Origin of the sequence: Caulobacter sp. X, from assembly GCF_002742635.1 — a bacterium.
GTDB lineage: Bacteria > Pseudomonadota > Alphaproteobacteria > Caulobacterales > Caulobacteraceae > Caulobacter.
In genome coordinates, this window is sequence record NZ_PEGF01000001.1 from 918,686 (window position 1) to 938,857 (window position 20,172).

Genomic DNA, 20,172 nt, shown 5'->3' on the forward strand with positions numbered 1-20,172 from the left:
GGAGGATCGCATGATCGCCACGGCTCTCGCCCTGGCCCTGGCCGCGACGCCGCCGCCTCCCGCCGCCGAGATAGACCGGCTCGCCTTCATCGCCGGCTGCTGGACATTGACCAGACCCAACGGAACCAAGATCGAGGAACAATGGCTGGCGCCCGCCGGCGGGGCGATGCTGGGCGTAAGCCGCAGCGTGCGCGACGGCAAGCTGCGCGAATACGAGTTCGTGCGCATCCTGCCCGCCGCCGACGGCAAGCTGCAGTTCGTGGCGATTCCCTCCGGCCAGGCTGAAAGCGCTTTTCCGGTGAAGGAGATCGGCGACAACATCGTCACCTTCGAGAACCCCCAGCACGACTTTCCCCAGCGGATCCTCTATCGTCTGGTCGACAAGGACACCCTGGTGGCCCGGATCGAGGGCTCCGTCGGCGGAGAGGCCCGTTCGGCGGACTTTCCTTACAAGCGTTGCGCGCGCGGCAATTGACTTTGAGTCTCCGATGAGTATGTTCCGCGCCTCTTATTTCCAGCGCGCGGGAACCTGCGCGACCACCGCAGGGATTCGACCATGGCCAAACCGGCTTCCATCAAGATCCGCCTGAACTCGACGGCGGACACCGGCTTCTTCTACGTCACCAAGAAGAACGCTCGCACCAAGACCGAGAAGATGGTGCTGAAGAAGTACGATCCGGTCATCCGCAAGCACGTGGAATTCCGCGAAGGCAAGATCAAGTAAGATCGCCTTTCAGCGCTGAGACACGAAAACGCCCGGCTATCGCTAGCCGGGCGTTTTTTATGGTCGGTTATCTCACTGGAGTAGTGGGCCCCTCAGCCCGTCCACACCCAGCGCAGGAGCGTGAAGCTGCCCCACAGCAGCGTCAGCGCCAACAGCACCGGGCCGACGCAGACGGCGACGAACGCGCCGATCATCGCCAGATTCGACAAACCACTCGTCGGCTGATCGAAACTGGCCCCGCCGATCAAGAAGAGAGCTAGACAGATCGCCAGACCCAGCAGCAACCAGCGGCCGGTCGGCGTACGCTTTCTGAAACTGATCTTCGACTTGGTCATCCCGATCTCCCCCATAGGATGTATCGGGGACGATGCACGACGAAGGTGTGCGAAAAGCTAAGAAAGCGCCCTAATCAATGCTTAGCAGCTCTGGCCGAAAACCAGCGGACGGCAGACGCCGTCGATATCGCCCGGCGGCTTGAGCCCCGTCGCCGCCGCCAAGGTGGGGGCGATGTCGACGGTGTCGAGCGGCAGGACGCGTTCGTGCGGGGCCGCGCCCTTCCACCAGAACAGGATCGGCACGCGACGATCATAGTCCCAGGGACTGCCGTGCGTCGAGACATAGGTCGCGCCCGGCGTGGACGGGACGCGATCCGGCTTGAAAGCGATCAGGATGTCGCCCACGCGCCCCGGATAGGCGCTGCGACGCACCCGCTCGGCGACCGAAAGCTCCTCGGGCGAGGCGTCGGCCGGCGCGGCCTCCATCGTGAAGATGGCATTGGAGTCAAAGGCTTGCGCCACGACAGGGTCGCGGTTGATGAGCGCCAGGGCCGCCGCCGTGATACGAGCGCGGTCGGCCAGCGAGGGCGTCTTGCGATCCGGACCGACGACGTAGATCTGGTCGATGCCGCCGTCGGCGATCAGCGGGTCCCAGGTCAGAGCAAGGTCCGAACGGAGCTGGGCGTTCAGCTTGGCGATCCACGGCTTGCCGATCACGCGGTCGAAACCGTAGCCCTCGCCGTGCAGGCGCTCGGCGAAATCGGCGCCGCCGTGGTCGGCGGCCAGGACGACCAGAACGCCGCCCTTCACCTTGTCCAGGCTCTTCAGGAAGACGCCGAGACGCTCGTCCAGACGCGCGATCTGGTCGCACATCTCCGGGCCGCGCGTGCCGTAGCGGTGGCCGATGAAATCGGTCGCCGACAGGCTGATGGTCAGCAGATCGACCTGCGGACCGTCGCCAAGGCCGTAGGTCTCCCGCAGACGTTGAGCCAACTCCAACGTGACTTGGTCGGTATAGGGACTGGCGTAGAGGTCGCGCTGCTTGTCGGCGTCGCTGGTCGCCGCCGGGATCGGCAGGGCCGCGCGCCACTGGCGGCCGCCGGTCTGATAGTCCGCCTCCAGCGCCTTGCAGCGCTTGGCCGAGGGCTTGGCGTAGTCCCAGGTGAATGGGTGAGCCTTGAGGTCCGCCGAGAGCTTGGCGTTGAACGCCGCCACCGGCTTCAGGCGGTCCTGGGCGGTCTGGCCGGGCGCGACCCAGGTCGTGAAGCCAAAGCCCGGCTGGTACCAGAACTGGCCGTCGGCCTTGTGGCCCGACATGGTGATGGCGCCGCGATCCTTGCCAGAGACGCCGAACACCCGGCTGGTCGGCGACACCGCCTTCAGCCAGTCGCCATAGGTGGTGGCGATCATGTTGGCCGGCGAGACCGCCCTGCCCTTCGGATCGTCGGCCAGGGTCACGGTCGGGTCGGCCAGGCAGTAGACCGTCTTGCCCGTGGCGCGGTCGTACCAGTCGTTGGCGCTGATGCCGGTCTTGTTGGGATGCTTGCCCGTCAGCAAGGTCGAGTGGCCGGGGCAGGTCTCGGTGAAGGCGTGCGACTGGTAGCCGTTCGGATAGACGATCCCTTGGCTCAGCGTCGCCAGCCCCCCGACGAACTCGGGCCGGTGCTGGGCGTAGAGATTGGCGCTGAACTGGTCGACCGAGATCACGACCACCAGCTTGGGATCGGGCTTGGTCTCGGCGGCCAAGGCGGCGGTCGCGGCGAAACTGGTCGCCAGCACGGCGGCGAGCGCGCCGCGGGTAAGCATCGTCTTCATCCGAGCGATTTCGCCCGAATGGTTCATCCGTGCAAGGACGGAAGGGTTTCAGAGCTGAAATGTCGCTAGCCGCCCGAAGCGCGGGCGCCGGGGGCCTCAAGCCGCCTTGCCGACCACCGTGTTGCGGCCCGACGCCTTGGCCTCGTAGACGCCTTCGTCGGCGCGCTTGAGCAGGGCTTCGGGCGTGTCTTCGGGACCGCCCGTGGCCGAAACGCCGACCGAGACGGTGACGGTCAGCATTTCCTCGCCGTTGGCGACCTTGAACGGCGAGGCCGAGACGTGCTTGCGGATCCGCTCGGCGATGCGCAGGGCGTCGGCCATGCGGGTCTCGGGCATGATCACCGTGAACTCCTCGCCGCCGTAGCGGCACGGCAGGTCGATGGCCCGCACGTTCGAGGCCAGGCGCAGGGCGAACTCGCGCAGCACCTCGTCGCCGATGTCGTGACCGAAGGTGTCGTTGATCTTCTTGAAGTGGTCGATGTCGATCAGCAGGGCCGAGACCTCGTCCCCGCCCATCGCCGCGCGACGCACCAGCGTCTCCAGCTGCCCGACCATGTAGCGACGATTGTGCAGGCCGGTCAGCTGGTCGGTGACCGCCAGCTCCAGCGAATGGTCGAGGTTGTTGCGCAGATAGTCGGTGTAGCGCTTGCGCTGGATCTGGGTCTTGGCGCGCGCGGACAGCTCCTGCGGGTCGACGGGGCGGGTCAGGATGTCGTTCACCCCGATCTCCAGCGCCTTGACCATGCGTGCGCGATCGTCGGGATCGACCAGGGCCAGCACCGGCAGGTGGCGCGTGCGCTCGTCGGAGCGAAGGGCGGCGGTGAAGCGCAGGCCGTCGAAGCCCTTGGCGGCGGCGTTGACGATGACGAGATCCACGGGGCCGCTGGCGCTGACCCGGGCGGTCTCGGGATCGGTCTCGACCACCGGACGGTGATCGGCGGCCAGCTCACCGGCCAGGCGCTCGGCCTGGCGCTCATTGTCGTCGACGACCAGCACCCGGCCGCCCAGGCCGTCCAGGCGGGCGGCGGCGCCGGCGATGACGCCGATGCGGCGGCCCGAGGCCTCGCGCTGGCGCAGTTCGTCGATCACCAGCTTGAAGCGCGTCAGGCTGCGCACGCGGGCGAACAGCATGACGTCGTCGATCGGCTTGGTCAGAAAGTCGGAGGCCCCCGCCTCCAGCCCTTGGATCCGGTCGGCCCGACCATCCAGGGCGGTGATCATCACCACCGGGATATGGCGGGTGGCGGGATCTTCCTTGAGCTTGCGGCAGACGGTGAAACCGTCGAGGCCGGGCATCATCACATCCAGCAGGATGATGTCGGGGGGATCGCGCCGCGCCATGTCGAGGGCCGTCTGGCCGTCCATGGCGGTGGAAACTTCATAGTACTCGGCCGCCAGCTTGGCTTCCAGCAGGCGGACATTGGCCTCGATGTCATCGACGACGAGGATCCGAGCGCTCATGCAGGCTGCCTTTCGAGGAGGCGCTTGATGGTTTCGAGGAAGTGGACGACCGAGATTGGCTTGGAAATATAGGCTTCGCAACCGCCTTCGCGGATGCGCTCCTCGTCGCCCTTCATGGCGAAGGCGGTCACGGCGACCACCGGGATGTGGGCCAGTTCTTCGTCTTCCTTCAGCCACTTGGTGACCTCCAGGCCCGAAATCTCGGGCAGCTGGATGTCCATCAGGATCAGGTCTGGCTTGTTGTCGCGGGCGATGGACAGCGCCGACAGACCCTCACGGGTCTGCAGGGTCTCGTAACCCTGGGCCTCGAGCAGATCATGAAAGAGCTTCATGTTCAGCTCGTTATCCTCCACGATGAGGACCTTCTTCGTCATCCTTACCCCGACCGTACGGTCATGTGGCGACGCCTGCGGATTCGCGCCACCTTCCAGAAGTTGTTCGCACAAATATCCTTAAGCGCCCGCTAATCGCTTTCAGAACGACCGCCAAGAGCCCATGGAACCTCGACTTACCGATCTTCAGGCCTGCTCCGTGAGCTCCGCGGCGCCATTGGTGATCGTCGATGTCGACGAGGTTCTGGCCCAGTTCATGCTCGGCTTCGGCGCCTTCATCGCCCGATACGGCTTCGAGCTGCGGGTGGATCGGTTCGCCCTGTTCCAGAACATCTATCGCCCCGGAGAGACCGAACACCTCGATCTGATCGCGGGCAAGGCCCTGTTCGACGATTTCTTCCGCGACGGGGCCGAGGATCTGCCGCCAGCGACCGGCGCGGCCGACGCCCTGGCCGACCTTTCGACCCGCGCCGAGGTGGTGATCCTGACCAACGCGCCTGAGCACGGACGCCTGGCCCGCGCCCAGTGGCTGAAGACTCACGGCTTCGACTACCCGCTGATCATCAACAGCGGCCCCAAGGGTCCGGCCGCGGCCGAGTTGGCGGCCCGAACGTCAGGCTCCGCAGTCTTCATCGACGATCTTTTACCGCAGCTGGAATCGGTGGCGGAAAGGGCGCCCACGGTTGGACGCTTCCAGATGGTCAGCGACGAGCGCCTGCGCCCGCTCGCCCCGTCCGCGCCCGACCGCCATGTCCGTATCGACGAATGGCCGCTTCTGAAGAAGGCCATCGAGGAGCGTCTGTTCGCATGATCCGTTTTGGCATCGATTTCGGCGGCACCAAGATCGAAGCCGCCGCCATCGACGAGGCCGGGGCCTTTGTCGCGCGCGTGCGCAAGCCCAATCCCGGCGAGTATAAAGCCGCCCTGGAGGTCGTGGCCGAACTGGTCGCCGACGCCGAAGCCATGGCCGGCGCGTCGTGCGCGCGCCTTGGCCTCGGCATCCCCGGCTCGATCTCGCCGCGCAGCGGCCTGATCCGCAACGCCAACAGCGTCTATCTGAACGGCCAGCGCTTCGGCGAGGACCTGGAACAGCGCCTGGCTCGTCCCGTCCGCCTGACCAACGACGCCAACTGCCTGGCCCTGTCCGAGGCCGCCGACGGCGCGGGCGCCGGCGAAGGCGTGGTCTTCGCCGCGATCCTGGGCACCGGCTGCGGCGGCGGCGTGGTCGTCGACGGCAAGATCATCGACGGCCGCAACGGCTTCGCCGGCGAGTGGGGCCACTCGCCCCTGCCCTGGCCAAAGCCCGAGGAGTATCCGGGCCGCGACTGCTGGTGCGGCCGCAAGGGGTGCCTTGAGACCTGGATCGCCGGTCCCAGCTTCGCCCGCGACGCCGGCTTCCCGAACGGTCAGGCGACGATGGAGGCGATCGCCGCCGGCGACGCCTCGGCCGCCGCGGCGTTGGATCGCTATGTCGACCGCCTGGGCCGAGCCCTGGCCGTCGTCTGCGACCTGATCGATCCGGACGTCATCGTCCTGGGCGGCGGCATGTCGAATGTCGACGCCCTCTATGAACGTGTTCAGGGGGCCATCGCGCCGCACGTCTTCTCCGATGTATTCGAGACGCCGGTCCGCAAGGCCATCCATGGCGACAGCTCGGGCGTGCGCGGCGCGGCCTGGCTGTGGCCTCGGGAGGCCTGAGGAACGCCCCATGAAATCCCTGTGCCGCGACTGCGGGTGGACGGGCGAGGCCAAGGCCGCGCGCTGTCCGTCCTGCGGCTCGCCACGCACGGTGTTTCATGAGGAGCTGGGGACGCTGTCGATCGCGCACCTCGATTGCGACGCCTTCTATGCGTCCGTCGAGAAGCGGGACGATCCGTCCCTGCGTGACAAGCCGGTGATCGTCGGCGGGGGCAAGCGCGGCGTGGTGACCACCGCCTGCTACATCGCGCGCATGAGCGGGGCGAAGTCGGCCATGCCGATGTTCAAGGCCCTGAAGCTGTGCCCCGACGCCGTGGTCATCAAGCCGAACTTCGCCAAATACAAGGAAGAGAGCCGGCGGATCCACGAGAAGCTCGACAAGCTGACGCCCCTCATTCAGCCGCTGTCGCTCGACGAGGCCTGGATCGACCTCACCGGCACCGAGCGGCTGCACGGCGCGCCGCCGGCGGCGATGCTGGCCAGACTCCAGGCCGAGATCGAGCGCGACATCGGCCTGACCGTCTCGATCGGCCTGGCGCCCAACAAGTTCCTGGCCAAGATCGCCTCGGAACTGGACAAGCCACGCGGCTTCTCGGCGATCGGCGCGGCGGAGGCCCAGAGCTTCTTGGCGGACAAACCTGTCGGCATCCTGCCTGGCGTGGGCCCCGCCACGGTTTCGTCCCTGGCCGAGCTCGGCCTGCGCACGGTCGGCGACATCGCCGCGGCGGATCTGAAGCTGCTCGCCAACCGCCTGGGCTCGGGCGGCCTTCGCTTGCACCGCCTGGCCCACGGTCAGGACAGCCGCCTCGTCGATCCCGACCAGGCGCGCAAGACGATCAGCGCCGAAACCACCTTCAACGACGACCTGCACAAGCGCGAGGACCTTGAGGACGAGCTCTGGCCCCTATGCGAAAAGGTCGCCAAGCAGGCGCGCAAGGAAGGTGTGGCTGGGCGCGTCGCGACGCTGAAGCTGCGGACGCCCGACTTCAAGATCCACACCCGCCGCCGCACCCTGGCTGTTCCGACCCAGACCGCTCGCACCCTGTTCCAGGTGGCGCGCGAGCTGCTGGCGGCCGAGCCCAAGGGCCTGTCCTACCGTTTGATCGGCGCGGGCCTGACCGAGTTTGTCGACGCCGAGACCGCCGGCTCGGACATGTTCGCCGACGAAGAGCGCCGCTCGCTAAAAAGTGAGACCGCCATCGACGCGCTACGCGGAAAGTTCGGCGCAGCCGCTGTCGTCACGGGCCGCGCGCTGAAGAGCCGCTGAGTCGCTGCATCGCCCCTCTTGCGATGCGACATTTCGTTCACCATTTGGGCGTCTCACCACCGGAACCGTTCGCCCGCGGTCGTCGCTCTCCCAATCGTGAAGCCGATTTCCGCGGCGCCCCTGTGCTAAAGCGGCGCAGCGGCGCTTCGGCCTCTTCCAAAGCCGCCGCGTTTAAATATCTAATCCAAGATGGACGGGTGATTTGCCCGCCAGGAGAGAACAAGTCGATGGCCGAGCGGAAGCAAGGCGGACAAAGCAACGGCGCTGGGTCGTCGGTCGTCACGGAAGTGAAGCCGAAGACACAGAAGCCTTCGCTGTATCGAGTTCTGATTCTCAACGACGATTACACTCCCATGGAGTTCGTCGTCTATGTGCTCGAGCGGTTCTTCAACAAGTCGCGCGAAGATGCGACGCGCATCATGTTGCATGTCCACCAAAACGGCGTGGGCGTGTGTGGCGTCTATACATACGAAGTCGCAGAAACCAAGGTCGCCCAAGTCATAGACTCGGCGCGACGCCATCAGCACCCCCTGCAGTGCACGATGGAAAAGGACTGAGGAGCTTACCCGTTGCCCTCTTTTTCGCGCCCCCTGGAAGAGTCCCTGCATCGCGCCGTGGCCTACGCCAACCAGCGTAAGCACGAGTACGCGACGCTGGAGCATCTTCTGCTTTCCCTGACCGACGACGACGACGCCGCCGGAGTTATGCGCGCGTGCGACGTCGATCTCGCCGCGCTGAAGAAGAGCCTGTCGAACTATCTCGACGTCGAACTGGCCTCGCTGGTCGTCGATGACGAGGAAGACGCCAAGCCGACCGCCGGCTTCCAGCGCGTGATCCAACGCGCGGTGATCCACGTCCAGTCGTCGGGTCGCGAGGAAGTGACCGGCGCCAACGTGCTGGTCGCCATCTTCTCCGAACGCGAGAGCCACGCCGCCTATTTCCTGCAGGAGCAGGACATGACGCGGTACGACGCGGTGAATTTCATCGCCCACGGCATCGCCAAGAAGGCCGGCGCCTCGGAAGCCAAGAGCGTCAAGGGCGCCAGCGCCGGCTCGAACCAGACCGAGGAAGACGGCGAAAAGCCCAACGCCAAGACGGGCGGCGAGGCTCTGGAAGCCTACTGCGTCGACCTCAACGAAAAGGCCCGCCAAGGCAAGGTCGACCCGCTGATCGGCCGCGCGAACGAAGTCGAGCGCGCGATCCAGATCCTGTGCCGTCGCACCAAGAACAACCCGCTGCTCGTCGGCGACCCCGGCGTCGGCAAGACCGCCATCGCCGAGGGCCTGGCCCGCAAGATCGTCACGCACCAGGTCCCCGAGGTCCTGGAGGGCGCCACCATCTACTCGCTCGACATGGGCGCGCTGCTGGCCGGCACCCGCTATCGCGGCGACTTCGAGGAACGCGTCAAGCAGGTGGTCAAGGAGCTGGAAAGCCACCCGAACGCGGTGCTGTTCATCGACGAGATCCACACCGTGATCGGCGCCGGCGCGACCAGCGGCGGGGCGATGGACGCCTCGAACCTGCTGAAGCCGGCCCTGGCCTCGGGCAGCCTGCGCTGCATGGGCTCGACCACCTACAAGGAGTTCCGCCAGCACTTCGAGAAGGATCGGGCCCTGGTCCGTCGCTTCCAGAAGATCGACGTGAACGAGCCGACGGTGGAAGACACCATCAAGATCCTCAAGGGCTTGAAGACCTACTACGAGGATTTCCACAAGCTGAAGTACACGAACGACGCCCTTAAGGTCGCCGTCGAGCTGTCGGCCAAGTACATCACCGACCGCAAGTTGCCGGACAAGGCGATCGACGTGATCGACGAAGCCGGCGCGTCGCAGATGCTGCTGCCGGAAAGCCGCCGCAAGAAGACGATCGGCGTGAAGGAGATCGAAAGCGTCGTCGCCAAGATCGCCCGCATCCCGCCGAAGTCGGTCAGCAAGTCGGACACCGAGGCCCTCAAGGAACTCGAGACCGACCTGAAGCGCGCCGTGTTCGGCCAGGACGAGGCCCTGACCCAGCTGGCGGCCGCCATGAAGCTGGCTCGCGCCGGCCTGCGCGAACCGAACAAGCCGATCGGCTCGTATCTGTTCAGCGGTCCGACCGGCGTCGGCAAGACCGAAGCCGCCAAGCAACTGGCCCAGACCCTGGGCATCGAGATGCTGCGCTTCGACATGTCGGAGTACATGGAGCGCCATACCGTGAGCCGCCTGATCGGCGCCCCTCCCGGCTATGTCGGCTTCGACCAGGGCGGTCAGCTGACCGACGCGGTCGACCAGCACCCGCACGCCGTCGTCCTGCTCGACGAGATCGAGAAGGCGCACGGGGATGTCTACAACATCCTGCTGCAGGTGATGGACAACGGCACCCTGACCGACAGCAACGGCAAGAAGGTCGACTTCCGCAACGTGGTCCTGATCATGACCACCAACGCGGGAGCCTCGGACGCCCAGCGCAACTCGATCGGCTTCGGCCGCTCGAAGGTCGAGGGCGAAGAGGAAGCGGCCCTGAAGCGCCTGTTCACGCCGGAGTTCCGCAACCGCCTGGACGCCGTCGTGGCCTTCAAGCCGCTGACGCCGGAGATCATCCGCCAGGTCGTGCAGAAGTTCGTCATGCAGCTGGAGGCCCAACTGGCCGACCGCAACATCACGATCGAACTGTCGGACGACGCGGCCGACTGGCTGGCCAAGAACGGCTTCGACGAGCTCTATGGCGCGCGGCCCCTGGCCCGGGTCATCCAGGAGCACATCAAGAAGCCGCTGGCCGACGACATCCTGTTCGGACGCCTGGTCCGCGGCGGCCACGTCAAGGTCGTGCTCAAGGACAGCAAGATCGACTTCGAGATCGACAGCGCGGCCGATCCTAAGGCCAGCAAGTCCGACGAAGCCGAACCGGCCCTGGCCGAGTAGGTTTAGGCGTCAGACTTAAAACGGAAAGGCCCGGAGCGATCCGGGCCTTTTTTTCGTTTCAAGCCCACCCAAAATTGTGGACGAAACAAGAACAAACGGCTAGCGTGTAGGCATGACCTCGATTGGGTTCGACACGCTCAGCGCCTCCAAACGGCTTCGTGAAGCCGGGATGGACGAGCGCATGGCCGACACCGTGGTCGAGATCTTCCAACAGACCGCCGGCATGCCCGACATCAGCCACCTCGCGACCAAGGAAGACCTGAAGGCCTTCGCGACGAAGGATGACCTGATGGAGACGAAGCTGACGCTGCGCATGGAGCTTGCACAGCTAGAAGCGCGGCTGAGCGAGAAAATTCGCATGCAGGGCTGGTCCCTGCTCGGCGGCATGGCTGTGCTGCTCGCGCTCTACACGGCGCTGCCGAAGCTGATCCCCTAAGAGTGAAGGCGTCGCCCTAGAGCGCCGCCGCGATTTTTGCCGCCAGGACCTTGAGCTCGTCGGTATTGGCCATGCCGCCCTCCCCGTGCCGGCCCAAGGCTTCGCCCTCGTAGCGAGGGATCACGTGGAAGTGCAGGTGAAAGATCGTCTGGCCGGCGGGGGCGCCGTTGAACTGGGTGACGACGACGCCGTCGGGCTTCAGCGCCGACACCACCGCCTTGGTCAGCTTCTGGGTCGCGGCGGCCAGCTCCGCCAGCACCTCGGGCTCGGCCTCCAGCAGGTTGCGGGCTTGGCTAACCTTGGAGATGACCAGGGCGTGGCCGCGTGACTGGGGAAAGACGTCCATGAAGGCCAGGACCCGGTCGTCCTCGAACACCTTCACGCTGGGGATCTCGCCCCGGATGATCTTGGCGAAGATGTTGTCCGCGTCGTAGCGTCCGTCGAGGCTCATGACCGTCTCCCTGTGTGGGACGGTGGTAGCAAACCAGGGGACGGGCGCAACCATGGACACCAAACCTCAGGGCCTGACCGAGCAGCAGCAGAAGTGGTTCGCCTCGCTGCGGGCCAATCTCGAGCGCGAGACCGGCAAGACGCTGGAGCAGTGGGTCGAGATCGTCCGCCGCGAGTGCCCGGAGACCAAGCCCAGGGCCCGCGCCGAATGGCTGAAGGCGACCTATGGCCTTGGCCAAAATCGCGCCGCCAGCATCTTCGCCGTCGCCTATCCCCAAGCCGGCGGCTGGGATGACGCGGCGGGGCTGCGCGCGGGCCTGTGGACCGACACGGCCGCGACCGCGATCCTGGCTGCGGTCGAGGCGGCGATCGCCGACCTCCCGGACCTGGTGACCGGCCAGCGCAAGGGCTACACCGCCTGGTCCCGCAAGGCCCAGTTCGCGGCGCTGAAGCCGGCGAGAGGCGGTCAAGCCGTGCTCGGCCTGGCGGTCACCCCGGACGCCTCACCGCGCCTCGCCGAGCCGAAGAACGAGGGCTGGTCGGAGCGGCTCAAAGCCAAGCTGCTCCTCGCCTCCCCGGCCGAGGTGGACGATGAGGTCAGGGCGCTGCTCCAGGCGGCATGGGAGCGGTCTTAGGGGCGCCGACCTGATCCAGCCAAGCAAGCTCGGCGCTCACCTTGGCGGCCTCCCTGGCCTGGATCACAAGCATGATGATCAACCACAGCGCCAGCAGCGCGGCGATCGGGGCCAGCCGCAACCACGCCCCTCCGCTGGCGACCGCCAGACCAACGAGCATAACGGCCATGCCCGGCAGCAGCGGGGCGACCAGCGCGATCCACCCGCCCTGCACCGCCCGTCTTCGCCGCTCCAACATCTGTCGCAGAAAGCTCAGGCAGGCCTCCCCCGTTTCTGGTGAGGACAGCGACAACCGCCGCCAACCCAAAATCAGGACGAACACGAAGCCGACGGCCAGAAGTCCCTCCCCCAGACGGAGCAATGTCGTGGGAGCCGACACCGCCAGCTTGATGGCCATCGCGACACCCACCCCTACGCATCCGACAAGCAGGAGGCGCGCCCGGCGAATGCTGGCCAGTTGAGCATCTGCGCGCGCCCGCAGCGCGGCGAGGTTCATGTCGGTCGCGTCCAGCGGCTGCCGCCGCCACAGGGCCTTTACATCGTCAGTCACGGCGATCTCCTTTCACGAAGGCGGCGCTCAGCAGCGCCTTCACCCGATAGATGCGCGTCGCCACCGCCCCGGTTGAAAGGCCGGTGACCTCGGCGATGGCCTTAGCGTCGAAGTCTTCGAGGTAAAGCAGCATGACCTGCCGATCGAGCGGCTTCAGACGCTGCAAGATGTCCATCAGAAGGCGGTGCGCTTGGGATGCGCCGACGGCCTCCTCCGGCGTCGGGGCTTCGCTGGGCCAGTCGAGATCGTCCAGCGAGATCAAGTTCGACAGCTGCGCGCGCTGCCTGACGATGTGCGACGCGCCGATATTATGCGCCACGCGATAGACCCAGGTGCGCAGGCTGCACCGATCATCGAACTTCGCCAGGCTCCGCCACAGGGCGACATGGATGTCCTGAAGGAGATCGCGACGCAGATCGGGATCGGCCTCATAGGCCCTGGACAGGCGATCCAGTCCCGGACCGAAAGCTTTGGCGGCTAGGCGGTATTGCTCTTGCTGCTTGGCGTCCATGTGGTCCGACATCCCCCAGATACAGAGGTAGTCCGTTCGGCGCAGGGTTTCTCACCACTTTCTTCGACGGCTCACATACCGAAGCTTCGCCGTCGGAACGCGCCCGCCCCGCCGTCGTTCGTCTCCCAAGCAAAGGAGACGACGATGTCCAAGGAAGCCGATCTGGCCGAGAAGTTCTGGAAGGCCCTGAAGTCCGACCGCACCGTGATGCTGGGCCTCGCCGATCACGAGAACGGTCGCGCCCAGCCGATGACCGCCGTATTCGAGGGGGATCATTCCGGGCCGATGTGGATCTTCAGCGCCGTCGACGTGGATCTCGTTCAGGCCGTCGCGGACGGCGAGCACGACGCGCTGATGCACTTCGTGTCCAAGGGTCACGACCTCTTCGCGACGATTGAAGGCCGCATGCGGATCGACAACGACCGCGAGACGATCGAGCGTCTGTGGAACCCCTTCATCGCCGCCTGGTACGAGGGCAAGGACGATCCCAAGCTGCGCCTGCTGCGCTTCGAGCCGGGCGACGCCCAGATCTGGCTGAACGAGAACAGCCTGTTCGCTGGCGTGAAGATGATGCTCGGGGCCGACCCGAAGAAGGACTACAAGGACAAGGTCGGCGAAGTCCGCCTGCAGTAGGGGTTCGCCGTGAGGAGGAGCCTAGCGCTCCTCCCGGAACGGCGACAATTCCTCGGTCAGCATCTCGATGTCGGCCGCCACCGCCTCGCGTTCGCGCTCCAGATAACGCGCGACTGGCTCCCGCAAGGCCGGATCTGCGATCCAGTGCGCCGAATAGACCGGGCTCGGCAGATAGCCGCGGGCGATCTTGTGCTGGCCCTGCGCCCCCGCCTCGACGCGCGGCAGCCCAAGCCGGATCGCGTGCTCGATGGCCTGGTAGTAGCAGAGCTCGAAGTGCAGGAACGGCACATCCTCGACACAACCCCAGTGGCGGCCGTAGAGGCAATCGCGGCCGAGCAGGTTTAGAGCTCCGGCGATGAACGGGCCGCCCGGACGCCGGGCCATGATCAGCAGCACCCTGTCGGCCATCCGTGCGTTCAGCAACGAGAAGAACCGGCGGTTCAGATAGGGCCGGCCCCACTTGCGGCTGCCTGTGTCCATGTAGAAGGCGAAGAAGGCGTCCCAGTGATCCTCGGTCAGGTCGCCGCCGGTCAGGGCGACAATCTCCAGGCCGTCCTGGGCGTCGCGCCGCTCGCGCCGGATCGTCTTGCGGCGATTGGCCGACAAGGCGGCCAGGAAGTCGTCGAAGGTCGCGTAGTCGCGGTTCTCCCAGTGGTACTGCTGGTCCTGGCGGAGGAGCATTCCGCGCTCGCCCATCCAGCGCCACTCGTCCTCGACCGGGAAGGTCACGTGGACGGAAGAGGCCCCCATCCGTTCGCAGAGCGTCAAGGCGCCGCCCAAGAGCGCTGAACGCCCCTCGTCCGCATCGACATCCGGCCGGACGATCAGCCGCGCCCCCGTCACCGGCGAGAACGGCGAGGAGCATTGGAGCTTGGGATAGTAACGCCCGCCAGCCCGCTCGTAGGCGTCGGCCCAGGCGTGATCGAAGACATATTCGCCCTGGCTGTGGGACTTCAGATAGAGGGGCATGACGCCGGCGACGGCGCCGTCTTCGTCCTCGATCGACAGATGCTGCGGAGCCCAGCCGGTGCGGGCCGAGACACAGCCGCTTTCCTCCAGGATCGACAGGAAGTCGTAGGAGACGAACGGGTCGCCCGTCGGCCCGGCGCAAGCGTCCCAGGCGTCCTTGCCGATCTCGGCGATCGCGCGATGGACGCGAACCTGCGGACGGACCCCAGTGGGACCCGACTTCACGCGTGGAAGCCCTCGAAGATCAGGTTGTCGCAATGGTCCTGCACGCCTTCCCACTGGTCGGGGCTGCGGACCGTCCAGGCGATCACGGGCATGCCCTTGGCGCGATATAGGTCGGCGCGCGGGCTGGGCAACATGTCGAGGCCTAGCGACAGGAAGTCGGGTCGCGCCAGCTCGACCTGCTCCAGCGCGGCCAGCGACTTGCGCATCTCCGGCGCCAGCTTGCGGGCGTTGTCGTCGTTCCAGCTGTAGGAGTTCAGGCCGCGCAGGATCTGCGGATGATGATCGGCGAACCAGGCGTGGGAGTAAGGGTTGAAGCCGATCACTGCGGTCGGGCCGTTGTGATCGAGCAGCACGTCGGAGACGCGCTTCTCCAGCGGACCGACCTCGCCAAACGGCGTCTTCAGCTCGATGAACACCATGGCGCGGTGGCCGATCAGGGTCAGGGCGTCGGCCAGGGTTGGGATGGTCTCGTCCGCGCCCTTCAGGGTCATCGTCGCGAGGTCAGCGGCGGTGTGGTCGCGCAGGCGCCCTTCCCGGCCCGTCATCCGCTCCAGGCGGTCGTCGTGGAACACCACCGCCTCGCCGTCCGCGGTCAGTTGGACATCCAGCTCGATGGCGTAGCCGTGGGCGCAGGCGGCCTGGAAGGCGGCCAGGGAATTCTCCGGCGCGCCTTCGGGACTCCAGAGGCCGCGATGGGCCGCCGGCGGATCGAACAGGCGCTCCCACGCCTCGCCGAAGGTTTCGGTCGAGGGGCGTTCGCGCGAGCGCATCAGGCGATCTCCACCACCGCGTCCACCTCGACCGCGAAGCCGAGGGGCAGCTTGTAGACGCCCACCGCCGAGCGAGCGTGCCGGCCGGCGTCGCCCAGGGCCTCGACCATCAGGTCCGAGCAGCCGTTGACGACCTTGGGGATGTCGATGAAGTCCGGGCCAGCCTGGACGAAGCCGCCCAGCTTCACCACCCGCACGACGCGGTCGAGGTCGCCGTCGCAGGCGGCCTTCATCTGGGCCAGCAGGTTGATCCCGCAGATGCGGGCGGCCTTCTGTGCGGTCTCCAGGTCGACGTCGACGCCAACCGTGCCCTTGATGCCGCCACCGGCGTCCAACGAGATCTGGCCGGAGATGTGGACGAGATTACCCGAGCGGACGAAGGGGACGTAGTTGGCCACCGGCGCCACCGGCTGCGGCAACTCCACGCCCATCGCCTTCAGACGCTCTTCCACCTTCGACATCCGCACGCTCCCACGAGTTTCACGGCATCCTTAACGCGAGCGGCGCGGGCGCAAAAGAAAAAAGCCCGGACCTTTCGGCCCGGGCTTCTCGTCTTGGATCGCGTCGGCGGGACGCGAAAGCCGGCTCTTAGCGAGCGGCTTGGAACTTCTCGACCGCGGCGCTGACGCGTTCGTTCAGCGGCTTGACCGAGTCCTTGATCGAGGCCGAGACGATCTCCGAGGCCTTGCTGACCTGGGCGATGTAGGCTTCGAGAGCCGACTTGGCCCAGGCGGTCTGCAGTTCGACGGCTTCCTGCACGCTCTTGGCGGCGGCCAGCGACTTGGCGGCGGCGACCTGGTCTTCGGCCAGCTTCTTGCCGTAGGCGAAGGTCTCGGCGCCCAGGGCTTCGGCGCCCTTGGTGGCGGCCGTCACCGAGGCGACGACGGCTTCGAGGTTTTTCTTCGAGTGCGTGTTGGCTTCGGCCAGAGCGGCGAGCGACTTCTCGACGCCGTCCTTGAAGGCTTGATTGGACGCGGCGGTGAACTGTTCGACGGTGTTCTTGACGGTTTCGGCGGCGGCCATGGGGTCTCTCCTGGGGAGGAAGGCGGCGGGGCGGACGGATCGAGCTGCAACTCGCCCATCTGCGCTTGGGACAACGTCGGTTTGCCATGTTGCAGTGCAGCAGTCAAGGATTTTGTGCAGCGCACCATAACCTAAGGTTACCCGCCACGCCGCCCATCCAAGCTGCAGCATTGGAACCACGCGCCCATTTTTTTCGCCCCTGCGGCATGTTCGCTCACCACTTGTTTACTTTAGCGAAAGGGGCCGGCCATCATGTTAAGGACACGCGTGTGGCGGTGCGGAACCGCTCAGTTCAGATGACGGACGTCCATCATGTTCGCCAAGCTTACCTCCGCTCGTACCGTTTTGGCCGCCGCCGGCCTGGCGCTGGCGACGCTGTTCAGCGCCTTGGCGCCGACCGCCTCGGCCGCCATACCCTATCTGCAGCTGAACGCTTCCGAACCGAAGTACGCGGCGATCGTGATCGACGCCAATTCGGGCGAAGTCCTTTACGACAAAAGGGCTGACAGCCCCCGCTACCCGGCGTCGGTGACCAAGCTGATGACGCTGTACCTCACCTTCGAGGCCCTCAGCGAAGGCCGCCTGAAACTGACCGATCGGGTGGTCATGTCCCCGCGCGCGGCCGCCCAGGCCCCGACCAAGATCGGCCTTCGTCCGGGCGACAGCATGAGTGTCGACGAAGCCATCAAGGCCATGACCGTGAAGTCGGCCAACGACGTCGCCGTCGCCATGGCCGAACGTCTGGCTAGCAGCGAGTCGCGATTCGCCGCCCTGATGACCCTGCGTGGTCAGGAACTGGGCATGCGCAACAGCCGCTTCGTGAACGCCTCGGGCCTGCCCGACAGCCGCCAGATCTCGACCGCCCGCGACCTGGCCATCCTGTCGCGCGCCATCATGCGGGACTTCCCCCAGTACTACAGCTACTTCTCGGTCCGAGGCTTCACCTTCCGCGGCAACTACATCAAGGGCCACAACCGCCTGCTGGACAGCATGGAGGGCTTTGACGGCCTGAAGACCGGCTACACCAACGCCTCGGGCTTCAACCTGGCCGGTTCGGCCGTCCGCGACGGCCGCCGCCTGATCGCCGTGGTCCTGGGCGGCCCGTCGACCGCCTGGCGCGACAACAACATGGAAGACCTTCTGCTGACGGGCTTCGACGTGATGAAGCGCCGCGCCAAGGGCGAGCGGACCACCATCGCCGCCAACATCTACGAGGATGATCCCTCGGGTCCGATCCAGCGTCCGTCGGTCGAACAGGGCGATGGCGACCAGGCCGGCCTGAAAATCGTGTTGACCGAGAACCCGCATAATCCGGGCCCGATGAAGGTGTCCCCCACCCTGCGCGCCGCCCAGGCCACCGCCAAGCCGGCCAAGAAGCCGCAAGGCGAGTGGAGCGTGCAGGTCGGCGCTTTCAAGTCCAAGTCGCTGGCCAACGACCAGCTGAAGCTGGTGCGTGGTCGCTTCGCCAAGGTCGTCGCCGACGCCGAGGCCGCCGTCGAAGGCGCGGGCGGCACGTTCCGCGCCCAGTTCCAGGGCCTGACGGCCGACGCCGCCCGCAACGCCTGCTCGGCTCTGAAGGCCAAGCGCGTGCCCTGCATGGTGCTGTCGCCGCGCTAAGGCCCGCCACCCCCAAAAGAAAAACCCCGGAAGGCAAACCTTCCGGGGTTTTTGCTGTCTAGGCTTCCGCCATCACCCGTCCGATCAGCCGGGCCAGGCGCTGAACGCCCTCCTCGATCTGGGCGTCGGTCGGCAGGGAATAGCTGAGGCGGATGGCGTTCGCCCTCGGAACCTCGGCGAAGAACGGCGCGCCCGGCACGAAGGCCACGCGCTCCTCCTCGATCGCCCGCGCCAGCAGCGCGGCGCCGTCGAACCCCTCGGGCAGGTCGATCCAGACGAACATGCCGCCTTCGGGATGCGACCAGGTCACGCCCTGGGGCATGGTCTTGTCCAACGCCGCCAGCATCACCCGCGCCTTGTGGCCATAGGCGCCGCGCAGGCGGTGCAGGTGCTGATCATAGCCTTCCGAGACGGCGCGATGGGCGACCATCTGGTTGATCGTCGAGACATGCAGGTCCGCGCCCTGCTTGAGCAGAACAAGCTTCTCGATCACCGCCTTGGGCCCGCAGACCCAACCGATGCGCAGCGCGGGCGACAGGGTCTTGGACAGTGTGCCCAGGAACATCGTCCGGGCGTTGTCGATGCCGCCCGAGCGGGCGATATCCAGCGACAGCAAGGTGGGCGTGGACTCGCCGACGAAACGCAGCTCGCGATAGGCGGCGTCCTCGACCAGGCTCCAGTCCAGGCGATCGGCGAGCGCCAGCAACGCCTCGCGCTCGGCCAAGGTCAGGCTGACCCCCGTCGGATTGGCGAAGTCGGGCACGAAATAGCCCAGCGCGCCGCGGGGCAGATCGACGTCCGCCGGCGCGGCCAGCGCGCCGTCAGGCAGGTCTCGATAGGCCGGCTCATAGCCGTTGAACGCTTGCAGGGCGCCCAGATAGGTCGGCCGAGCCACCACGACGGGATCGCCCGGACTGACGAATAGCTTGCCGATCAGATCCAGCGCCTGCTGCGAGCCGGCGGTCAGCATGATGTTGTGCGGCTCGCACGGCATGCCGTCGCGGGTCATCCGCTCGGCGATCCATTGGCGCAGCGGCAGGTAGCCCTCGCTGACCGAATACTGCAGCGCCTGGCGCGACAGCACGGGGTCGGCCAGCACGGCCTGGTAGCCCTTCTGGATCTCCTCGGCGGGGAAGAGACCCGGATCGGGAATGCCGCCGGCGAAGGACAGGATGTCGGGCTGGTCCAGCAGCTTGAGAAGCTCGCGGATCTCGCTGGCGCGGACGCGGGCCATGCGATCGCTGAAGCGCGAAGCCCAGTCGTGGGATTGGTCGGTCATGGGATGATCAGAAGTCCGAACGGGAAAGACACGGTGAAGAGACGCGCGAAAGCGTCTCGCCTGAACAAGCGATCAGGGCGTCATACCGAGCAGGTCGGTCCCGAGGAGCGGCGGCGCCAGAAGCGTTCGCGATTGATCATGCCCCTGTCCTAGCTCAGCCGCGCTTCCTGATCAAACGATCCCGCGCGGCGTTCAGCTGGGCGGCGAGGCCCTCGGTCCCGCCGACGTCGGGATGGGCCATGCGGATCAGGCGAGCATAGGCGGCCTTGACCTCCTCCAGCGTCGCGTCGGGAGAGACGCCCAGGATGGCGCGGGCCTCCGACAGGCTGAGTTCGCTACGCGGCGGATGGACGACCTGGCGGCGGATGATCGGCCGTCGACGCGCCTCGGTGACGGTCCAAAGGCCCAGGACGCCCAGCACGATCCCCGTGCCCCAGGAGCCGCGGATCGTGGCGTAGCCGGCGAAGGCGAAGGCGACAATGGCGGCCACGCCCGCCCCCACCCGCCAGCCGTCGCCTTTCAGCAGGGCCCGGCGCGGCCAGAGCAGGAAGGCCAGGATGGCCACGCCCAGCAGCAGGTAAAGCATCGACACTCCGGATACG

25 protein-coding genes and 1 pseudogene are annotated in these 20,172 nt (G+C 66.5%); 12 read left to right on the forward strand and 14 right to left on the reverse strand.

Annotated features, from left to right (window positions below; translation table 11 throughout):
* The first annotated feature begins 10 nt into the window (after window positions 1–10).
* Both CSW60_RS04100 and rpmG read left to right on the forward strand, forming a co-directional pair.
* Complete coding sequence (locus CSW60_RS04100) at window positions 11–475, forward strand: DUF6265 family protein (RefSeq protein ID WP_099536044.1); 465 nt, start codon at window positions 11–13, stop codon at window positions 473–475.
* Window positions 476–556: 81 nt separating this feature from the next.
* Window positions 557–724, forward strand: coding sequence for a 50S ribosomal protein L33 (rpmG, locus tag CSW60_RS04105; protein ID WP_010920317.1), 168 nt, complete (start codon window positions 557–559; stop codon window positions 722–724).
* A 92-nt stretch (window positions 725–816) separates the two neighbouring features.
* Here rpmG and CSW60_RS04110 read toward each other — a convergent pair whose 3' ends face one another.
* From CSW60_RS04110 to divK, 4 genes are all read right to left on the reverse strand, one after another.
* Window positions 817–1,059, reverse strand: coding sequence for a hypothetical protein (locus tag CSW60_RS04110; protein ID WP_099536045.1), 243 nt, complete (start codon window positions 1,057–1,059; stop codon window positions 817–819).
* A gap of 81 nt (window positions 1,060–1,140) precedes the next feature.
* Window positions 1,141–2,805 carry an alkaline phosphatase family protein gene (locus CSW60_RS04115; protein ID WP_201723034.1) on the reverse strand — a complete coding sequence of 555 codons (1,665 nt, stop codon included), beginning with the start codon at window positions 2,803–2,805 and terminating at the stop codon, window positions 1,141–1,143.
* Window positions 2,806–2,910: 105 nt separating this feature from the next.
* Window positions 2,911–4,275: a PleD family two-component system response regulator gene (locus CSW60_RS04120; RefSeq protein WP_099536047.1), complete on the reverse strand. Its 1,365-nt coding sequence runs from the start codon at window positions 4,273–4,275 to the stop codon at window positions 2,911–2,913.
* Entirely contained in the window at window positions 4,272–4,649 is a 378-nt protein-coding gene (gene divK, locus CSW60_RS04125; RefSeq protein WP_013079896.1) for a cell-cycle response regulator DivK, read from the reverse strand. The genes CSW60_RS04120 and divK overlap by 4 nt, the downstream gene beginning before the upstream one ends.
* Window positions 4,650–4,770: 121 nt before the next feature.
* Between divK and CSW60_RS04130 the strand changes: the two genes are divergently transcribed.
* The 7 genes and pseudogenes from CSW60_RS04130 (at window position 4,771) to CSW60_RS04155 (ending at window position 10,908) form a co-directional block, all read left to right on the forward strand.
* On the forward strand, window positions 4,771–5,418 hold the full coding sequence (locus tag CSW60_RS04130) for a hypothetical protein (protein ID WP_099536048.1): 648 nt from the start codon (window positions 4,771–4,773) through the stop codon (window positions 5,416–5,418).
* Window positions 5,415–6,305: an ROK family protein gene (locus CSW60_RS04135; RefSeq protein ID WP_099536049.1), complete on the forward strand. Its 891-nt coding sequence runs from the start codon at window positions 5,415–5,417 to the stop codon at window positions 6,303–6,305. Before CSW60_RS04130 ends, CSW60_RS04135 begins: the two co-directional genes overlap by 4 nt.
* 10 nt (window positions 6,306–6,315) lie before the next feature.
* Window positions 6,316–7,572 (forward strand): DNA polymerase IV, encoded by a 1,257-nt coding sequence (locus CSW60_RS04140; RefSeq protein ID WP_099536050.1) that lies wholly within the window; start codon window positions 6,316–6,318, stop codon window positions 7,570–7,572.
* A 23-nt stretch (window positions 7,573–7,595) separates the two neighbouring features.
* A pseudogene (locus CSW60_RS23855) lies at window positions 7,596–7,766 on the forward strand (hypothetical protein); the annotation flags it as partial.
* A gap of 33 nt (window positions 7,767–7,799) precedes the next feature.
* The gene (clpS, locus tag CSW60_RS04145; protein WP_013079900.1) at window positions 7,800–8,129 is read left to right on the forward strand and encodes an ATP-dependent Clp protease adapter ClpS; all 330 of its coding nucleotides are present in this window, start codon (window positions 7,800–7,802) and stop codon (window positions 8,127–8,129) included.
* A 12-nt stretch (window positions 8,130–8,141) separates the two neighbouring features.
* Window positions 8,142–10,472, forward strand: coding sequence for an ATP-dependent Clp protease ATP-binding subunit ClpA (gene clpA / locus CSW60_RS04150; protein WP_099536051.1), 2,331 nt, complete (start codon window positions 8,142–8,144; stop codon window positions 10,470–10,472).
* Window positions 10,473–10,584: 112 nt separating this feature from the next.
* Window positions 10,585–10,908, forward strand: coding sequence for a hypothetical protein (locus tag CSW60_RS04155; protein ID WP_099536052.1), 324 nt, complete (start codon window positions 10,585–10,587; stop codon window positions 10,906–10,908).
* Window positions 10,909–10,924: 16 nt separating this feature from the next.
* On the opposite strand, the gene CSW60_RS04160 is transcribed toward CSW60_RS04155, so the two are convergent.
* Window positions 10,925–11,359 carry an HIT family protein gene (locus CSW60_RS04160; protein ID WP_099536053.1) on the reverse strand — a complete coding sequence of 145 codons (435 nt, stop codon included), beginning with the start codon at window positions 11,357–11,359 and terminating at the stop codon, window positions 10,925–10,927.
* Window positions 11,360–11,411: 52 nt separating this feature from the next.
* Between CSW60_RS04160 and CSW60_RS04165 the strand changes: the two genes are divergently transcribed.
* A complete protein-coding gene (locus tag CSW60_RS04165) occupies window positions 11,412–11,993 on the forward strand; it encodes a DUF4287 domain-containing protein (RefSeq protein WP_099536054.1) in 582 nt (193 codons plus the stop codon).
* Here the strand turns inward: CSW60_RS04165 and CSW60_RS04170 are convergent.
* Entirely contained in the window at window positions 11,956–12,543 is a 588-nt protein-coding gene (locus tag CSW60_RS04170) for a hypothetical protein (RefSeq protein WP_099536055.1), read from the reverse strand. The genes CSW60_RS04165 and CSW60_RS04170 overlap by 38 nt on opposite strands.
* The gene (locus CSW60_RS04175; protein ID WP_236634210.1) at window positions 12,536–13,066 is read right to left on the reverse strand and encodes an RNA polymerase sigma factor; all 531 of its coding nucleotides are present in this window, start codon (window positions 13,064–13,066) and stop codon (window positions 12,536–12,538) included. The genes CSW60_RS04170 and CSW60_RS04175 overlap by 8 nt, the downstream gene beginning before the upstream one ends.
* A gap of 132 nt (window positions 13,067–13,198) precedes the next feature.
* Here CSW60_RS04175 and CSW60_RS04180 point away from each other — a divergent pair, with 132 nt between their 5' ends.
* On the forward strand, window positions 13,199–13,687 hold the full coding sequence (locus CSW60_RS04180; RefSeq protein WP_099536056.1) for a pyridoxamine 5'-phosphate oxidase family protein: 489 nt from the start codon (window positions 13,199–13,201) through the stop codon (window positions 13,685–13,687).
* Between the two features lie 21 nt (window positions 13,688–13,708).
* Here CSW60_RS04180 and CSW60_RS04185 read toward each other — a convergent pair whose 3' ends face one another.
* The 4 genes from CSW60_RS04185 to CSW60_RS04200 form a co-directional block, all read right to left on the reverse strand.
* A complete protein-coding gene (locus CSW60_RS04185) occupies window positions 13,709–14,881 on the reverse strand; it encodes a GNAT family N-acetyltransferase (protein ID WP_099536057.1) in 1,173 nt (390 codons plus the stop codon).
* Window positions 14,878–15,651 (reverse strand): glycerophosphodiester phosphodiesterase, encoded by a 774-nt coding sequence (locus CSW60_RS04190; protein WP_099536058.1) that lies wholly within the window; start codon window positions 15,649–15,651, stop codon window positions 14,878–14,880. Before CSW60_RS04190 ends, CSW60_RS04185 begins: the two co-directional genes overlap by 4 nt.
* Window positions 15,651–16,118, reverse strand: coding sequence for a RidA family protein (locus tag CSW60_RS04195; protein WP_201722963.1), 468 nt, complete (start codon window positions 16,116–16,118; stop codon window positions 15,651–15,653). The genes CSW60_RS04190 and CSW60_RS04195 overlap by 1 nt, the downstream gene beginning before the upstream one ends.
* A gap of 121 nt (window positions 16,119–16,239) precedes the next feature.
* Window positions 16,240–16,674 (reverse strand): phasin family protein, encoded by a 435-nt coding sequence (locus CSW60_RS04200; RefSeq protein ID WP_099536060.1) that lies wholly within the window; start codon window positions 16,672–16,674, stop codon window positions 16,240–16,242.
* Between the two features lie 312 nt (window positions 16,675–16,986).
* Between CSW60_RS04200 and CSW60_RS04205 the strand changes: the two genes are divergently transcribed.
* A complete protein-coding gene (locus CSW60_RS04205) occupies window positions 16,987–18,291 on the forward strand; it encodes a D-alanyl-D-alanine carboxypeptidase (RefSeq protein ID WP_099536061.1) in 1,305 nt (434 codons plus the stop codon).
* Window positions 18,292–18,349: 58 nt separating this feature from the next.
* On the opposite strand, the gene CSW60_RS04210 is transcribed toward CSW60_RS04205, so the two are convergent.
* The 3 genes from CSW60_RS04210 to CSW60_RS04215 form a co-directional block, all read right to left on the reverse strand.
* The gene (locus CSW60_RS04210; RefSeq protein ID WP_099536062.1) at window positions 18,350–19,570 is read right to left on the reverse strand and encodes a PLP-dependent aminotransferase family protein; all 1,221 of its coding nucleotides are present in this window, start codon (window positions 19,568–19,570) and stop codon (window positions 18,350–18,352) included.
* An 80-nt stretch (window positions 19,571–19,650) separates the two neighbouring features.
* Complete coding sequence (locus tag CSW60_RS23005) at window positions 19,651–19,710, reverse strand: hypothetical protein (RefSeq protein ID WP_106907314.1); 60 nt, start codon at window positions 19,708–19,710, stop codon at window positions 19,651–19,653.
* Between the two features lie 14 nt (window positions 19,711–19,724).
* A complete protein-coding gene (locus CSW60_RS04215; protein WP_099536063.1) occupies window positions 19,725–20,156 on the reverse strand; it encodes a DnaJ domain-containing protein in 432 nt (143 codons plus the stop codon).
* Between the last annotated feature and the right edge of the window lie 16 nt (window positions 20,157–20,172).

Bases quoted from the DNA above. Each gene is read 5' to 3' on its own strand.
- CSW60_RS04140 (WP_099536050.1), top strand. From the start codon at position 6,316: ATGAAATCCCTGTGCCGCGACTGCGGGTGGACGGGCGAGGCCAAGGCC.
- CSW60_RS04165 (WP_099536054.1), top strand. From the start codon at position 11,412: ATGGACACCAAACCTCAGGGCCTGACCGAGCAGCAGCAGAAGTGGTTC.
- CSW60_RS04160 (WP_099536053.1), bottom strand. From the start codon at position 11,359: ATGAGCCTCGACGGACGCTACGACGCGGACAACATCTTCGCCAAGATC.
- CSW60_RS04110 (WP_099536045.1), bottom strand. From the start codon at position 1,059: ATGACCAAGTCGAAGATCAGTTTCAGAAAGCGTACGCCGACCGGCCGC.
- CSW60_RS04205 (WP_099536061.1), top strand. From the start codon at position 16,987: ATGTTCGCCAAGCTTACCTCCGCTCGTACCGTTTTGGCCGCCGCCGGC.
- CSW60_RS04215 (WP_099536063.1), bottom strand. From the start codon at position 20,156: ATGCTTTACCTGCTGCTGGGCGTGGCCATCCTGGCCTTCCTGCTCTGG.
- CSW60_RS04210 (WP_099536062.1), bottom strand. From the start codon at position 19,570: ATGACCGACCAATCCCACGACTGGGCTTCGCGCTTCAGCGATCGCATG.
- CSW60_RS04100 (WP_099536044.1), top strand. From the start codon at position 11: ATGATCGCCACGGCTCTCGCCCTGGCCCTGGCCGCGACGCCGCCGCCT.
- CSW60_RS04130 (WP_099536048.1), top strand. From the start codon at position 4,771: ATGGAACCTCGACTTACCGATCTTCAGGCCTGCTCCGTGAGCTCCGCG.
- CSW60_RS04180 (WP_099536056.1), top strand. From the start codon at position 13,199: ATGTCCAAGGAAGCCGATCTGGCCGAGAAGTTCTGGAAGGCCCTGAAG.
- CSW60_RS04135 (WP_099536049.1), top strand. From the start codon at position 5,415: ATGATCCGTTTTGGCATCGATTTCGGCGGCACCAAGATCGAAGCCGCC.
- CSW60_RS04115 (WP_201723034.1), bottom strand. From the start codon at position 2,805: ATGCTTACCCGCGGCGCGCTCGCCGCCGTGCTGGCGACCAGTTTCGCC.
- CSW60_RS04155 (WP_099536052.1), top strand. From the start codon at position 10,585: ATGACCTCGATTGGGTTCGACACGCTCAGCGCCTCCAAACGGCTTCGT.
- rpmG (WP_010920317.1), top strand. From the start codon at position 557: ATGGCCAAACCGGCTTCCATCAAGATCCGCCTGAACTCGACGGCGGAC.
- CSW60_RS04175 (WP_236634210.1), bottom strand. From the start codon at position 13,066: ATGTCGGACCACATGGACGCCAAGCAGCAAGAGCAATACCGCCTAGCC.
- CSW60_RS04200 (WP_099536060.1), bottom strand. From the start codon at position 16,674: ATGGCCGCCGCCGAAACCGTCAAGAACACCGTCGAACAGTTCACCGCC.
- divK (WP_013079896.1), bottom strand. From the start codon at position 4,649: ATGACGAAGAAGGTCCTCATCGTGGAGGATAACGAGCTGAACATGAAG.
- clpS (WP_013079900.1), top strand. From the start codon at position 7,800: ATGGCCGAGCGGAAGCAAGGCGGACAAAGCAACGGCGCTGGGTCGTCG.
- CSW60_RS04190 (WP_099536058.1), bottom strand. From the start codon at position 15,651: ATGCGCTCGCGCGAACGCCCCTCGACCGAAACCTTCGGCGAGGCGTGG.
- CSW60_RS04120 (WP_099536047.1), bottom strand. From the start codon at position 4,275: ATGAGCGCTCGGATCCTCGTCGTCGATGACATCGAGGCCAATGTCCGC.